Source organism: Candidatus Endolissoclinum faulkneri L2 (assembly GCF_000319385.1).
Classification (GTDB): Bacteria; Pseudomonadota; Alphaproteobacteria; order Thalassobaculales; family Thalassobaculaceae; genus Thalassobaculum; species Thalassobaculum faulkneri.
Window position 1 is genome coordinate 1,082,570 of sequence record NC_019566.1, and the last position, 15,933, is coordinate 1,098,502.

Here is a 15,933-nt window from a genome sequence, read left to right on the forward strand (position 1 = left end):
TGAGCACGAATAACTAATTATACAAAGCTATGTTAAGTTCAGTATCATGAAATAAAATAATAATCATAAACAAGTTAATTATACTTAAATAATATTAATTATCATTAAGATTACAATGAAATAGTAATAAATAAAATTAATAATTAACTGCGACAACGAATATTAGAAATATTATTGCTCAAAAACAAATTAAACACATTACAAAATTAAATAAAATATTTTAAATAAAACAAACTAGATAACTGATTACAGCTCTAAAATATATTCAGTTATATATAGCAAGTTGTATTAATTTTTAAGTCATCAAAATCAAAAATTAATACAACTAATTAATGTAATACAATTGTTGAATAACATGCATAGATAAACAATAATAATACTTACCAAAGTAATTCATTCAAATTAAAGTATAAAAACTACCTCTAATTCAAAACGTTTTTATGTCTCTCATTAAGAGAGACAAGGCATAACTTATTACAAATAAACACCCATCAGTAAAATTAGGAAACTTATTTGGTACCCCCGGTTCGACTCGAACGAACAATTTCTTGCGAAAAACAGATTTTGAGTCTGCCGCGTCTACCGATTCCGCCACGGGGGCTAGAATCATAGAATTCTTATCATATAGATAATACAAGTCAATAACAAATTATTACCGCTAGCCTAGAAAATTAATTTAAATATTATTGGTGATTCTTGTCAATTAAGCATGCTTAGCTTAGTCGAAGCGATAACCGATTACCATGTTACTTTATAATATATTAACACATTAAATTGCTTTAAGCAGACGACGTGAACTATTTGAAAAGTCCAAAGCATCTGTCGTAAAAACTATAAAAATAAACAAAAAAGTTACACAATCAAATATGCAGTTTAATCTATTAATAATTTCCATAGGGAAAATTACCTCAAACGCTTAGTTACTAATTGACTAGCGATTGCAAGTTAGATATAATCATAAATTATTCAGAATTTGATAAATTACTTTATAATTCTTAGGGAATAAATAGTTAAAATAAATTTAAAAAGAAAACTACTAATTTATTTCATAGTATACAAAAGTAATCTATTGATTTTGTGTGTTAAAAAAAATCTTATGCATCTGCATATAAGATATCCTTATTTAATAAATTAATAAAAAACTTTTAGTTACGCCAAAGACAACCAAAAGCTAAATAAAAACATTCAATAAGCACTGATTAAGGAAAATTAACTTAAATTCAGCAAATTATAACTCACACAATCAAAGCTTATATTGCCTTGGTCAAGTAAAATTATTTCTATCTTTCCCCGCAGGCTGCTAGCCGAAATCAAGTTTAATGATGAATAAATAAAGATTGCCTAAAATTTTTATCACCTTTCATTGATAATACTAGTGGTTTTTCAGAAAAAAGAAATTAGCAATACAAAAAATTACTCAACAGTGCGAAAAAATATCCCATAATAAGCCATAAACAATTATAATTAATCGCTAATCGACTATAATGTGAGTATAATAATTAAAAAATTTTTGGTGGCCCCGGAGGGACTCGAACCCTCACGCCATAGGCTCGCGATTTTAAGTCGCGTGCGTCTACCAAATTCCGCCACGGGGCCAGTATATCATGCGGAGCAAAATACTCGTAATGTAGTCTTGACATAATTTTTTTAAACCAAACGCATCCTACTTACACTGAATATAATTTAGATATGTTAATTTTGATATATTTTTTACGTATAAATAGACTTTTTTATCATAAAATAAAAATGGCAACATATAATGTCTCATTGTTTCCTAATTGGCTATTAAATATAGCATAACAAAATAAAATAATTAGATTTAATTGTTTTGATGTCTTTTAGAAAAACCAACTATTAGCATATACGGCATTAATTATTTTTTATTATAAATTAGAAAACACCTTAATTTATGATTGTAAAACTAAAATAATAAAATATTAAGATATTATTTTATTATTTTAATGAAAATTCTAACCATATGTTGAATACTACCTTATTCAAACAAATTTTTTTTCAAAAAATCTTGCGAATTACCACACTAAGGTTTTTAGTAAACTTAAAATTAAAGTTAAGAAATTCAGTGAATAGTAGAATACATATTCCGGTGCTATTGTCTGAAATGTTAACTGCACTAGCTCCTATTTCAGGGAAGTGTTATCTAGATGGCACTTTTGGTTCTGGTGGTTATACTCGGGCAATATTGGAAAAAGCTGATTGTACTGTTCTTGCCATTGATCGAGACCCTGAATCAATTGCTCGTGCCCAAATCATGAAAAAAGAATTTAATGATAGAAAGAGAAAGCATCTTATTCCCTTACAAGGCAGATTTAGTCAAATGTATACGCTTGCTAAAACTGCTGGATATTCTACTGTAGATGGCGTAACCCTTGACTTAGGCTTTTCTTCTGCACAGATGGACAATCCTAAACGTGGCTTCTCTTTTCGCTTCGATGGACCACTTGACATGCGGATGGAAAGTAGTGGCATGACAGCTGCTGATTTAGTCAATACAGCAAGCAAAAAAGAATTATCCGATATTATTTTCTATTTAGGAGAAGAGCGTTACGCCTGTCGTATTGCCAAAGCAATTGTCGAGGCAAGGAAAATTGTTCCTATTAACAGGACAAGTGATCTTGCTGCTCTTGTTCGGCGTTCACTGCCTTATTCAAATTACAAGAGTATTGATCCAGCTACTCGTACCTTTCAAGCTTTACGCATTTATGTGAACAATGAACTTGAAGAACTTGAGCATGGTTTGGATGCCGCAGAACAATTATTAGCTCCTGGTGGTAAGCTTGCAGTAGTTTCTTTTCATTCGTTGGAAGATCGAAAGGTAAAGCTTTTATTACGTAAGCGTTCTGGGCATGATCCCAACCCCTCACGCTATGATCTAGAAGCTATTGCTGGCAAATGCACAGGCTTTTCGCCTACTTTTGTCAATACACTATTTCCACTAATCCTTCCACAGAAGGACGAGATTGCGCAAAACCCTCGTGCTCGTTCTGCTCGTTTACGAATTGGTTATCGCACTGAAGCTTTAGCATGGAGATTACAAGAAAAAAGCAATAAAATTGTTTAACATTTTTTATTTGTTGGTTAGCAATAAGTATTGAATAGTGATTTTTTTAAAAACAGTTTAATACAAACTAACTTACCATATTAAATCCTAGCACTAATTAACTTTGCTTTTAATAACATTTCCTTAGCTGAATTAATCTTTAAGTATTATTTTTCTTTCAAGGCCTTACCAGATTAAGGATTTTTTTAGAAAAAACAATAAACCTAGAAAAAAAAATTATTGCATTAATATTAATAATATTATGGCAAAACCTGCTACAAACATTATAGATACCATCATCTTTACCATATTGCTTTTTTAATAAAGCAACTAAGAAATACTAAATAAAAAGCTAGAGCACTATAATTTATAGTAAACATAGTGTAATACGCGGGCAATATCATTGCACAAAACAATTTGTATATTTTTACGATAAATCTCTATTGAACAATAGAATGTGATTAAATTTTAACCTTATATATTATGCGAATCAGTTTAGCGAAATACTGAAGTTAGAGTCTTGCGTCTTTCTGCTCTTATTAATTATCAAGATTTATCATCCATGACACTGGTTTCGGAAGATCCAGAAATACTCGGACTAACAGCAGATAGCCGTAAGATACAACCAGGATTTTTATTTGCTGCCCTCCCCGGCTCTAGATTAGATGGCCGCAACTATATACTTGAAGCTATCGCTAACGGTGCAATAATTGTCTTAACAACACCAAATATTATTGAATGTGCTGTTGGAATAGTACGTGACAAGAATCCTCGCCGCCAACTGGCTTTAATGGCTGCCCGCTTTTACAGCAAGCAGCCGAAAACATGCGTCGCTGTAACTGGCACCAACGGAAAAACCTCAGTAGCTGATTTTACCAGACAAATATGGCATAGTGCCGGATATTTGGCTTCATCAATTGGCACCTTAGGAACCACTGTAGAAAACATCATTACCAATTCAAACTTAACAACTCCAGACGCGGTAGAAATTCACAAAATACTACACAACCTCGCTCAAGCAAATATTAATCATTCTGTTTTAGAAGCTTCTAGTCATGGACTAGACCAGTTTAGGCTTGACGGTGTGCATATTAGGACTGCTGCTTTTACTAACCTAACGCGTGATCATTTCGACTATCATATCAATATTGACAATTATCGCAGAGCTAAGCTTGGCTTATTTGAAAGAGTAATGCTCTCGGGCGGAACTGCTGTGATAAACATTGATTCGCCAGAATTTAATAATTTCTATACGGTAGCAAAACGTAATCAACACCAGATTGTATCTTACGGAATGCATTCGAGTGCTAGACTGCGTATTATTAGCCAAAGGATACAACCGAACGGCCAAGAGCTAGAGATTACTATCGATGGAAATTACTATCTGGTCAAATTAACCCTAATTGGTAATTTCCAAGCTTGGAATGTTCTATGTGCTTTAGGTTTAGCGATAAGTAGTGGTACACCCATACGACTGGCTTTAGAAGCTTTGCCTTTGTTAACCAGCGTACGCGGGCGCTTAGAGCGAGTAGCAGTACTAGAAAATGAAGCTGCAATTTATGTTGATTACGCTCATACTTCACATGCTCTGAAATCGGTTCTGCAAGCAGTTCGTCCTCATACGAATGGGAAACTCTGGTGCATACTTGGCTGCGGCGGCGATCGTGATCCTGGTAAACGATCAATGATAGGTGCTACTGCTGGCGAATACGCTGACCGAGCAATCATTACTGATGACAATCCTCGCTCCGAGAACCCGGCCAAGATTCGAGCCACCATTCTTGCAAGTTGCAAAAATGGCATAGAAATCTCTGACCGACGTACTGCAATATATGAAACTATTGCCAAACTAGATACTGGGGACATACTAATAATAGCTGGAAAGGGTCATGAGAATGTACAGGAAATTAACGAGATGAAATATCCATTAAACGACTCATGCATTGTTCGTGAAGCGATTACTGCAATAAAGTATTCAAGATGACCGCTCTATGGACACGTACCGCCGCTGTTGAAGCGACCAAAGGTCAGATAGTCGGAGACAATTGGTCCGCTTATGGAATAAGCATCGATAGTCGTAAAATTAAAACAGGTGATATTTTTATCGCACTACCAGGGAAACGTGTCGACGGGCATCAATTTGTCATCTCTGCCCTGAATTTAGGTGCTTCTGCTGCTCTAGTCTCACACATACCAAATGGCCTAGATAACGCGCCTTTGCTTATAGTAAAGGATGTCTTAAAAGCGCTGAAAGATTTAGCACATTTTGCTCGAGCACGTTCTAATGCGCGGATAGTAGCTGTAACCGGCAGTGTCGGTAAAACTGGGACCAAGGAAATGCTTGCCAGGACCCTTGGCGCAGATGGAAAAACCATAGCTAGCGTTGGTAACTTAAACAATCATATAGGCGCACCAATGTCGTTGGCTAGCTTGCCAGCAGATTGCGATTTTGCAGTGTTTGAGCTTGGTATGAACCATTCCAACGAAATTAGACCGCTAGCCCAAATGATAGCACCGCATGTTACTATAATAACTAATGTTGAGCTCGTACATACCGAATTTTTTAATAGCATCGAGGATATTGCTGACTCCAAAGCTGAAATCATGGAAGGCCTTCTGCCTGGTGGAATTGCTGTCTTGAATGCTGATAACAGTAGCTTTGTAAGATTACGCAAAAGAGCTCAAGCGCTATGCATAGATCAAATCGCTACCTTTGGGCGTGGTGCAGCCTGCGATATACGTGGTATCAAAATTGAACCTTTCAGCGATGGCACAAAAGTAATTGCTAGCGTGGCAGGTAAAGAAATTAGCTGGACAGTTGGTTGTATCGGTCTTCACTGGGGGTTGAATAGCCTTGGAGTTATTGCCGTCCTTCATGCCCTAGGTCTTTCAATTATACCATTACTCAAACAATTATCTGTATTTTCACCCTTACGTGGTCGAGGTAATCAAGTAATGATTACTACCATAGACAATGGTATTGCTTTATTGATCGACGAAAGCTACAGTGCTAGTCCTAAAAGTATGCGAGCAGCATTGTCTGTATTTGCCGCAACCCGGGGAAAGCGTAAAATTGTAGTACTAGGGGATATGCTAGAGCTAGGCAACATAACCTCGATTGCACATGCTAACTTAAAAAATACTATTGATGATATAAAACCAGAATTAATCTACTTATGCGGAGATGGAATGTCTCATTTACGTGAAGCCTTGGGTCGAGACCGTATAACTTTGTGGACCAAAACAGCCAATGCACTTGTAGAATCAGTCGTAAATAACGTAACGGATGGAGATGTCGTCCTGGTAAAAGGAGCTTTTGCTATGGGAATGCAAAAAATTGTATCCGCTCTTGAAAAGAAAAGGAATATTCTATAGAAATGCGTGAATTAAAATAATAATATCAAGATGATCTACGACTTTATTGCTAATAAGCTTCCTGTTATTAGTATATTAAGCTCTTTAAGTTTTCGCTTTAGTGCAGCACTGCTAACGGCATTATTTATTTCTTTTGTTTTTGGGCCAAAAGCAATACATTACTTAAAAAGTAATCAAGTGAATGGTCAGCCAATTCGTAATGATGGTCCAGAAAGCCACCCTATAACTAAAAAGGGTACGCCTACTATGGGCGGATTAGTCATTTTAAGTGCACTAATAATCTCCACTGTATTATGGGCAAAGCCGTCGAATGTGTATGTTTGGACTACTTTATTTATTAACATTAGCTTCGGCATAATTGGATTCTTCGACGATTGGCTAAAGATAAATAGAAAAAACATCAAAGGATTAAAAATTAAGTTGAAGTTGGCATGCCAATTCATTGTTGCTACAGTAGCAACATTAGCTATCATTTCTACCGTTGAAAGAACAATAGCCTTTGGTATAATTGTACCATTATTTAATAATATTTTATTCAATCTAGACTGGTTTTTTATTCCATTTGCTATTTTTACGATGATCGGTACTGCAAACGCAGTAAATCTAACCGACGGTCTTGACGGGTTAGCTATCATGCCAATAATTATCATTGCTAGTGTATTTGCGTTGATATCTTATATTGCTAGTAATACATCACTCGCAAGCCATCTGCATATTTACCACTTACCAAATACTGGGGAAATGACAATTGTCTGCGGTGCGCTGATTGGAGCATGCTTAGGTTTTCTTTGGTTTAATGCTCCGCCAGCTACAGTATTCATGGGCGACACTGGATCATTATCGTTAGGAGCAACGCTTGGAGCAATAAGTATCATCACTAAGCAAGAATTGATGCTAGCTATCGTTGGTGGTCTATTCATAATGGAAACAATTTCAGTTGTCATGCAAGTCGCTTCTTTCAAACTAACAGGCAAACGCATCTTCCGAATGTCCCCTTTACATCATCACTTTGAAAAAAAAGGCTGGCAAGAATCAACTATAGTGATCCGATTTTGGATTATCGCAATTGTTTTAGCTTTGATTGGTTTATCTACATTAAATTTTAGTTTGACGTAATGATAAAATTAGATTTCGCAAAAAATAAACGCTACGCTGTCATGGGACTTGGAATATCTGGAATGCTAGCAGCTCGAGCATTAGCAGAAGCCGGTGCTGATGTTTTAGCTTGGGATAATGTAGATAATGCTCGCAATCACGTTAGTGGTATAGAAGGTGTGAAATTAGAAAATCTAGCCATCCGAGGACTTGACAAAGTCGATGCTTTAATTCTTTCCCCTGGCATCCCGCATACCTACCCAAAACCACATCCAGTAGCTGCAGAAGCCAAGAGAAGAGGTTTACCCGTCATAGGTGACATCGAATTAATGCTGCGTGCTCTCCCTAATCGCAAAAGTGTAGTTATCACGGGCACCAACGGCAAATCTACCACTACTGCCCTAATCGGCCACCTATTAGGCTCAATTGGATTAAGAGTTGAAATTGGCGGCAATATAGGACGTCCTGTATTAAATTTGAATGACCCAGGTCACGAGGGAATACTAGTACTAGAACTAAGTTCATACCAGCTTGAACTTACCCCATCAATTGCACCAACTATAGCGGTATGGCTTAATATAAGTATTGATCACATAGAAAGGCACGGTAATTTGGCTGGCTATGTTGAAGCTAAAAAACGAATATTTGCTAACCAGCACGGCAATAGTACAGCTATAGTAGTTGTCGATGATGAACCCTCTACTATAGTTGCTAATGCATTGCGCCAAAATGGGAATAATTTAATCGAGGTCTCTCAGAAGCGACAGATTCTTGGTGGTATTTATGTTGATCAAGGCTTTCTAATTGATGCGCGATCAAACCAATCACACAAAATATTTGATCTTAACTGTGTTCAATCTTTACCCGGTGCACATAATAAACAAAACGCCGCAGCCGCAGCTGCCGCTTGCTTGGCCCTCGGCTTTAGTCGTGAAGTAATAGCAAAAGGCATTACTTCGTTTGCAGGATTAGCACATCGTTTAGAATTAGTTGCGGTGTATGACAATGTCGCTTATGTAAATGATAGCAAAGCAACCAATGCTGCTGCTACAGCACAGGCTCTTAGTTACTACAATACAATTTATTGGATTGTAGGTGGATGCGCTAAAGAGGGTGGTATTGAGCAACTAGCACCTTGGTTTAATCGAATTAAGCGTGCATATCTGATTGGCGAAAGTGCTTGTGCTTTCTTACACCAAATCGGTAACGGTTGCCTTACTGTGTTATCATATACACTTGAAAGAGCAATACGCCAAGCACATGCCGAAGCATTGGAAGATAATATTGTGGGTGCGACGGTACTGCTATCACCAGCTGCAGCTAGCTTCGATCAGTTCCCTAATTTTGAAGTTCGCGGTGCGCAATTTAAAGCGTTAGTCCACACACTCACTTCCTGACTATGAGGTCATCTGGTTATTATTGTAAGTCAATACTTATTAGATAACTTCCGTAAAAATTACGTTAGCTACTATAGCTCTTGTTTACCTTAACAAAAAACCTATGCAAATTGGTATTATTTTTTTTGAAACTTTATTTTATACAGTCAGTCATTTGTTAAATAATTGGGCCATGTATAATAGCCATTTTTACCTATTGTAATATATCCTTTCATTGCTTCCTTTAAGCAAAGGAATAGTTTGGTATTCTAGTATAAATTTTCATTCTTATGATTTTATAACCAATAGTTACATGCAACAAGTTTATTTTTCTATTTGTAAAATAACCTTTTGTGCTTATTATTCTGAATAATGAGAGAACCTTTAATCTCAAACAAAAATAAAATAAATTAATCTTAAAATATCATAAATTATGAAAGATAATTACAATTAGGTATACTCTGTCGGCCGTAGAACAATGATACAAATTCTTTCCTTGGTTATTATCATGACACACTATCTGATAAATGCTATTTTAGCAAAGGCTAGGAAATAATAGCGTGATCGACAGGCGTACTATTGTATTAGCTTCTGGAGGCACTGCTGGGCATATCTATCCAACCAAGGCCTTGGCTGAATTATTAGTTGCAAGCGGTTACCGAGTAGTCTTAATCACTGACACTCGTGGCTACTATTTCAAAGAATCATTTGCTAATATTGAGGTGTATAAGATCAGAGCATACGGCATTGCCAAACTCAGCATTATTCAAAAAATTAAAGGTGTAACTAAACTCCTTTTTGGATATTTAGATGCTTGTCGGTTAATAGATGAATTAAATCCTACCGCACTATTTAGCTTTGGAGGATATGCCTGTGTACCGACAGTACTTGCAGCAAGTTGCCGCGGTATTCCTATTATTCTTCACGAACAAAACGCCGTAGCTGGCAGAAGTAATCAGCTATTAGCTAAAAAAGCTTCAATTATAGCTACTAGTTTTGAGCAAATCGAAAAAATTCACAAACAAGATCAATATAAGATTATACTAGTTGGCAATCCAGTACGTGCAGAGATTAAAGCTATGCGGACAATAGATCCGCCACCGCTAACACCAGATGGCCCATGCAAAATTCTAGTAACTGGAGGTAGCCAAGGTGCTAGCTTCTTTGCTACACTGATTCCAGCTGCCATTGCTCTGATACCAAAGCGAATTAGCTCTCGATTACACATAGCTCAACAGGCTAGGTTAAACGAGATTAAGCAAATAATAGCTGCTTATCGTGCGATAGGTATTGATGCCGATGTAAGACAATTCTTCAATGATATGCCAGAGCGTCTTCGCGCAGCACACTTAATGATTTGTCGCTCTGGTGCTTCCACATTAGCAGAAAATACAGTCGTTGGTCGACCAGCGCTGTTAGTACCATACCCTAACGCAGTTGATGATCATCAAACAGCCAATGCTCGCGCTATAGAAGCAGCAGAAGGTGGTATACTTTTACCTCAAGCTAATCTTACGCCAGCATATCTCGCTAAATTACTCACAGATTTGTTTAGTAACACTAAACGGTTATCCTATATGACTTCTGCTGCTCGCGCTTATGGCCGACCAAACGCAGTGGAGGATCTTGCAAACACTATTTATCTATTGCGAGATCTTAGCTAAGAATGCGGCAAAATCAATACCAAGACAATCATCAGCATCCAGTATATTAACAAAACATCATCGCATGAGCATTATCCCCTTTACAATAGGCATTATACATTTCATCGGTATTGGGGGGATAGGCATGAGCAGTATCGCTGAAATCCTGCATAGCCTTAATTATCATGTGCAAGGCAGTGATATTGCCCAAAATATCAATACAAAGCGACTTGAGCAACTTGGCATTAGGATATTTATAGGACATTCTGGAAATAATATAATTAAGGCTTCCGTTGTGGTTATTTCCAGCGCTATCAAGATGGATAATCCAGAGTTGATTGCAGCTCGTGAAAGAATAACACCAGTGGTACATCGCACGGATATGCTAAAGGAACTAATGCGCCTAAAGAGATCTATCGTCGTCTCTGGAACTCATGGCAAGACGACGACAACCTCTATAGTTTCAGCAGTATTAAATAGCGGTAAAATTGACCCTACGATAATTAATGGGGGTATTATAAATGATTATGGAAGCAACGCTCACCTTGGAAAGAGCGAATGGATGGTAATAGAGAGCGACGAAAGCGATGGTAGTTTTACGAAACTACAAGCGACAATTGCAATAGTAACCAATATTGACCATGAACACCTAGACTTCCACGGTTCCTTAGATAACCTAAAGCAAGCATTTGAAATTTTTGTGCGAAATATATCATTCTATGGCTTCGCTGTACTCTGCCTAGACAATCAAACAGTTGAGAGTATAATTCCACGAGTATTAGATAGAAGGATCATTACTTATGGATTTAATACGCAGGCAGATATTCGCGCCATTGATGTGAATACAATCTCAAAGGGAGTAAACTTTACCGCAATAATTACCGATCGTATGCGCAAAAAAACAAGGAGCATAGATAACATATTTTTTCCAATGTACGGCCGACATAACGTCCAAAATGCACTAGCTTCTATTGCTGTAGCTACTAATCTTGGCATTGATGACAATCAAGTGCGCAACGCATTGAAAAAATTCACGGGTGTGCAACGTAGATTCACCAAAATAGGTGAATCTGGTGGCATAAAAGTGATTGACGATTATGCGCACCATCCAGCAGAAATTGCTGCTTTGTTATCTGCTATTCGGGAGATAACTAGAGAAAATCAGATCGTCGCAGTCGTACAACCACATCGCTATACTCGTTTACGTGACCTATTTGAAGATTTCTGTTGTTGTTTTAGGGCAGCTGACCTTGTAATTGTCTCTGAGGTTTATGCTGCGGGCGAAACAAGTATAACAGGCATTAGTCGAGATGCTCTGGTATCTGGCTTACGAGCACATGGCCAGCAGAAGGTAATGCCCTTAATCAATCCCATAGAACTTGCTGGTATGGTGGTTAATTTTTGCGAGAAAGGTGATATAGTAATTTGTCTTGGGGCTGGTAGCATTACTGAATGGGCCCATAACTTACCAGCTCAAATTGATCGCATTATCAGCAAATGATCTATCCTAATAATGAATCAACACAGTATAATATAGTAATCTAATGCTATATTAATTACCTAGCTTATCTGGCAAATTTATTATAAAGTAATTACATTCGATTAAACCACTACTGTAAGTAGCAATGAATAAACTTATCGATCAACTGCCTAAAGTACGCGGCCAATATTATGGGGACACTTCGCTCGCACCATTAACATGGTTTAAGGTTGGCGGCCCCGCCGAAGTTTTATACTATCCTGCTGATGAAAAAGATTTGATCTGTTTTCTTGCTAATAAGCCCAATGGCGTGCCAGTAACAGTGATTGGACTCGGTTCTAATCTATTGGTTCGTTCCGGCGGATTAGACGGTGTAGTAATTCGTTTACGCAAACCATTTGCCAAGATAACAATTAATGACGACAAGATAATCGCTGGAGCAGGCGCTTTAGATGTGACAGTCGCTGCTAAAGCACAAAAAGCTGGATTGGGTGGATTAGAATTCTTATCAGGCATTCCCGGATCTATAGGTGGTGCACTGCGAATGAATGCTGGCGCTTATGGTAAAGAAGTATGCGATGCATTAATATCAGCACAAGTCTTAGATCCTGTTGGCAATGTTTATATTATTTCTTCTGAAGATATGGGCTTTTCATATCGTAACAGCAAGTTACCAGTGGATTGGATTGTCATACAAGCAACTTTTCAGGCAAAGCCCGGGGTGGAAGCAAAAAATATTGCTAAAAGGATGCGCAAAATTCAAAGTGTGCGTAACAGTACTCAGCCATACCACGCACGCACATGCGGTTCTACCTTTACTAATCCATCAGGGGATAAAGCGTGGAATTTGATTAATAAAGCTGGCTGCTGCGGTTTACGCATAGGCAACGCCATGGTATCAGAATTACACTGTAATTTTTTGCTTAATATTGGAAACGCTACCTCAGATGATATCGAACGTCTGGGGGAAGAAGTTCGTTTTCGGGTTAAAGAAACTAGCGGTTTTGAACTAGATTGGGAAATTCACAGAATCGGTAAAATAGTAAATGTAAGGGAAGAAACATGAGTCATGCAAATAATCACATAGCTGTTCTAAGAAATAGCTCTTCTCCAGAGGGAGCAGTATCTTTATCGTCTGCTCGAGAATGTGCTAAGGCCCTACGCCAAACAGGATTTCAGGTAAGTGAAATTGACATCGATTGTAACATAGCTTCTAAACTAAAAGCAATACAACCAAATGTGTGCTTTAACGCTTTGCATGGGCCAGTTGGCGAAGATGGTACAATTCAAGGCTTACTAAACATATTGGGCATCCCATACACTCACTCTGGCGTACTTGCTTCCGCTATAGCAATGAATAAGGCAATAGCAAAAAATATATTTTTTAGTAGAGGGTTACGTTGTCCTATTGGTAAAGTAGTTACACCTATTTCTTTTAAAACTAGGCAACCGATAGAACCTCCCTATGTAATAAAACCGGTTAACCAAGGTTCCAGTGTCGGTATTTGTGTTATTAAAAAAGGCGATGATCACCAACCAATCTGGAGTGAATGGAATTTCGGTAATCAAGTTTTAGTAGAAGAATTTATTGAAGGCCGTGAGTTAACTGTCGCTATTTTTGACGGTAATCCGCTAGAAATTACTGAAATAATCTCCTCGAATATGTTTTACGATTATGAAGCTAAATATGTTAAAAAAGAATCTCGCCATGTTATACCAGCTCAAATACCTTTGTCAATTCGTAATGAAGCAATCAGTATGGCTCTCCAAGCACACGAGGCGATTGGCTGCCGTGGCATTAGCCGATGCGATTTTCGTTATGACGACACTAAATCAAATTCTGGTACCTTGTACCTTCTAGAATTAAACACACAACCAGGCATGACACCAACGTCACTTCTAGCAGAGCAAGCAGCTTTTCGTGGAATATCTTTTACAGAAATAGTCACCCGCATGGTAAGTAACGCCCAATGTGACTATTAATAAGAAGATCTGTTAATTAATATATATCACGTTACAAACTTACAAACAATTCACAATGAATATTTTTATGACTTATTCACCCATTATTATTTTTAATTAATTAGTTCGGATTATTATCCTCCTAGAGAGGATAATAAATTAGAGTATTATGCCAGGCTATTACACTTGAAAAAAGTGATTAGCAATAATTTATTGATATTGTTAGTATTCGCTTTGGCTATAAAATAATATAGTAATTTTATTAAGAATAATGGGCATATCTACTAGATATCACTCCTACAAAACACCCAAAGTAATAGGTTACTTTGGGTAAAAATACGCATGAGAGTAATGCTTATTACAATATACTAAGTAATTTTATACATCAATCCGAGTATGATGCTAAAATAAGTTGTTTTTCTTTAAGAAATTCGAAGCATTAAAAAATAGTTTAATTTATATATTATTACCTATAATAGCATGTTAAGAATGTAAATATTATAATACTTAAAGATATATTTCATAATTTTCTGTTATACATATAAAATTGATAAACTATTCACGTAAATTAGGGTCATTTACTCTGCAGTATTGCATATACACGCAATATTATATTCTTTTATTTTCAATATTAAATACTAATAAGATTAGTACACATGATTTATGAGATTTTTAAAAAAAAATTTATAAAAACTGAAATTTAACATCTGACTTTGTATTTTAACTAATAATTATTTTTGTTATAAAAATAATTATTAGTTAAAAGTAGCTAAAAAAAATCATCTGACTCAAAGTGTAGTTTTTCTATTTTAGGATAAGATTTTATTCTTGCGTTTTTAGTGATAAAATCTTAGCAAATAAATATCCCAAGAAATTTGTTGTAATTTTCTTATGCTATTTTAACAGACTATACGCATATATATAATATTTTTTATTAAAAAAACAAAATTGTTTAATTAAAATAAATTAAAGAATATTACATTTAATGTAATATCAATTTACTTTACTTTTATAGTTAAATGAATTGAATAGTAACAATTACAGAAATATTATTAAATAATAAATGTACTTTACTACCGTTATTAGACTAATAAATATTTTATTATAATAAATCGTGAATGTTATTAATTTTGTGGCCTTATTATTATAGTTAATTAATAAACCATCATACTTTAAAGAAATAAATATTTATAAAAATACCCGATTTGCTTAAATCAATCTTCATACTAGACCATCAAAGGTAAACATTGTTACATTAATAATGTTTTATGTTTATTATTTTTATTATATAAAAAATCGATAGAGTAAATACTACTAGTAATAGATTACTTTCCCAAATGATTGAGTAAAGATTTACTTGTTTTTAAAAACTATGCTTATCCCATAGAATAAAGCAATAAGCTTATTATTTGTGGGAATAAAAATCACAAAAATCTTATTTAACTTTGATCAAATTATATTATATAATATTTGATATATAAATAAGTTTTGTATATTTTTCTCCTAGTAATCTCTTGTTAACTAAAATTTTGACTGCTATTTTAGATCTTATCTAATCACTACTTAAAACAATCTAACTTATTAATGCGCTCGCCGTAAATATTTTCTTATATAAGAAAAAATTCTTAATGATCTACTAAACCACTTAATCAAAGATTTGGAGCTAAAGTTTTATCAAATTAATTATGATTAACTTATCTCCACTGATTAATATTGATCTTAAATTAACACAAAGAATTGCCTATTAGCAAGAATAATAAAGTTATTTAACTATAACTATCAGGCACTACTTAACTCAATCAAATTCTATTTTTGTATAATTATACCAAAAATAAAAAAATATGTGATGCAAGCAAACTTATTTAACTCGATAAATTAAGTAAATATTTTTTATACATTCTATCGGTAATCAACATAATTTTTATTAATAATTTATAACAAAAA

The 15,933-nt window shown here is 35.5% G+C and carries 9 protein-coding genes and 2 tRNA genes; 9 read left to right on the plus strand and 2 right to left on the minus strand.

Annotated features, from left to right (window positions below):
- Positions 1-514 precede the first annotated feature (514 nt).
- Positions 515-601, minus strand: a tRNA-Leu gene (locus A1OE_RS03205).
- Between the two features lie 910 nt (positions 602-1,511).
- Positions 1,512-1,596 (minus strand) — tRNA-Leu (locus tag A1OE_RS03210).
- 484 nt (positions 1,597-2,080) lie between these two features.
- On the opposite strand from A1OE_RS03210, the gene rsmH reads away from it, so the two are divergent.
- From rsmH to A1OE_RS03255, 9 genes are all read left to right on the plus strand, one after another.
- On the plus strand, positions 2,081-3,079 hold the full coding sequence (rsmH, locus tag A1OE_RS03215; RefSeq protein WP_237737649.1) for a 16S rRNA (cytosine(1402)-N(4))-methyltransferase RsmH: 999 nt from the start codon (positions 2,081-2,083) through the stop codon (positions 3,077-3,079).
- Between the two features lie 499 nt (positions 3,080-3,578).
- The gene (locus A1OE_RS03220; protein ID WP_015088867.1) at positions 3,579-5,042 is read left to right on the plus strand and encodes a UDP-N-acetylmuramoyl-L-alanyl-D-glutamate--2,6-diaminopimelate ligase; all 1,464 of its coding nucleotides are present in this window, start codon (positions 3,579-3,581) and stop codon (positions 5,040-5,042) included.
- Complete coding sequence (locus tag A1OE_RS03225; protein ID WP_015088868.1) at positions 5,039-6,433, plus strand: UDP-N-acetylmuramoyl-tripeptide--D-alanyl-D-alanine ligase; 1,395 nt, start codon at positions 5,039-5,041, stop codon at positions 6,431-6,433. Before A1OE_RS03220 ends, A1OE_RS03225 begins: the two co-directional genes overlap by 4 nt.
- A 30-nt stretch (positions 6,434-6,463) precedes the next feature.
- Positions 6,464-7,549 (plus strand): phospho-N-acetylmuramoyl-pentapeptide-transferase, encoded by a 1,086-nt coding sequence (gene mraY, locus A1OE_RS03230; protein WP_015088869.1) that lies wholly within the window; start codon positions 6,464-6,466, stop codon positions 7,547-7,549.
- Positions 7,549-8,925, plus strand: a complete 1,377-nt coding sequence (gene murD, locus A1OE_RS03235) for a UDP-N-acetylmuramoyl-L-alanine--D-glutamate ligase (protein WP_015088870.1) — start codon at positions 7,549-7,551, stop codon at positions 8,923-8,925. The genes mraY and murD overlap by 1 nt, the downstream gene beginning before the upstream one ends.
- Before the next feature lie 539 nt (positions 8,926-9,464).
- Positions 9,465-10,568: an undecaprenyldiphospho-muramoylpentapeptide beta-N-acetylglucosaminyltransferase gene (gene murG / locus A1OE_RS03240; protein WP_015088872.1), complete on the plus strand. Its 1,104-nt coding sequence runs from the start codon at positions 9,465-9,467 to the stop codon at positions 10,566-10,568.
- A gap of 64 nt (positions 10,569-10,632) precedes the next feature.
- Positions 10,633-12,048: a UDP-N-acetylmuramate--L-alanine ligase gene (murC, locus tag A1OE_RS03245; RefSeq protein ID WP_044283409.1), complete on the plus strand. Its 1,416-nt coding sequence runs from the start codon at positions 10,633-10,635 to the stop codon at positions 12,046-12,048.
- Positions 12,049-12,172: 124 nt separating this feature from the next.
- A complete protein-coding gene (murB, locus tag A1OE_RS03250; protein ID WP_015088874.1) occupies positions 12,173-13,093 on the plus strand; it encodes a UDP-N-acetylmuramate dehydrogenase in 921 nt (306 codons plus the stop codon).
- On the plus strand, positions 13,090-14,010 hold the full coding sequence (locus A1OE_RS03255; RefSeq protein ID WP_015088875.1) for a D-alanine--D-alanine ligase: 921 nt from the start codon (positions 13,090-13,092) through the stop codon (positions 14,008-14,010). The genes murB and A1OE_RS03255 overlap by 4 nt, the downstream gene beginning before the upstream one ends.
- Positions 14,011-15,933: the final 1,923 nt, after the last annotated feature.

Bases quoted from the DNA above. Each gene is read 5' to 3' on its own strand.
- murD (WP_015088870.1), top strand. From the start codon at position 7,549: ATGATAAAATTAGATTTCGCAAAAAATAAACGCTACGCTGTCATGGGA.
- A1OE_RS03255 (WP_015088875.1), top strand. From the start codon at position 13,090: ATGAGTCATGCAAATAATCACATAGCTGTTCTAAGAAATAGCTCTTCT.
- A1OE_RS03225 (WP_015088868.1), top strand. From the start codon at position 5,039: ATGACCGCTCTATGGACACGTACCGCCGCTGTTGAAGCGACCAAAGGT.
- murB (WP_015088874.1), top strand. From the start codon at position 12,173: ATGAATAAACTTATCGATCAACTGCCTAAAGTACGCGGCCAATATTAT.
- murC (WP_044283409.1), top strand. From the start codon at position 10,633: ATGAGCATTATCCCCTTTACAATAGGCATTATACATTTCATCGGTATT.
- mraY (WP_015088869.1), top strand. From the start codon at position 6,464: ATGATCTACGACTTTATTGCTAATAAGCTTCCTGTTATTAGTATATTA.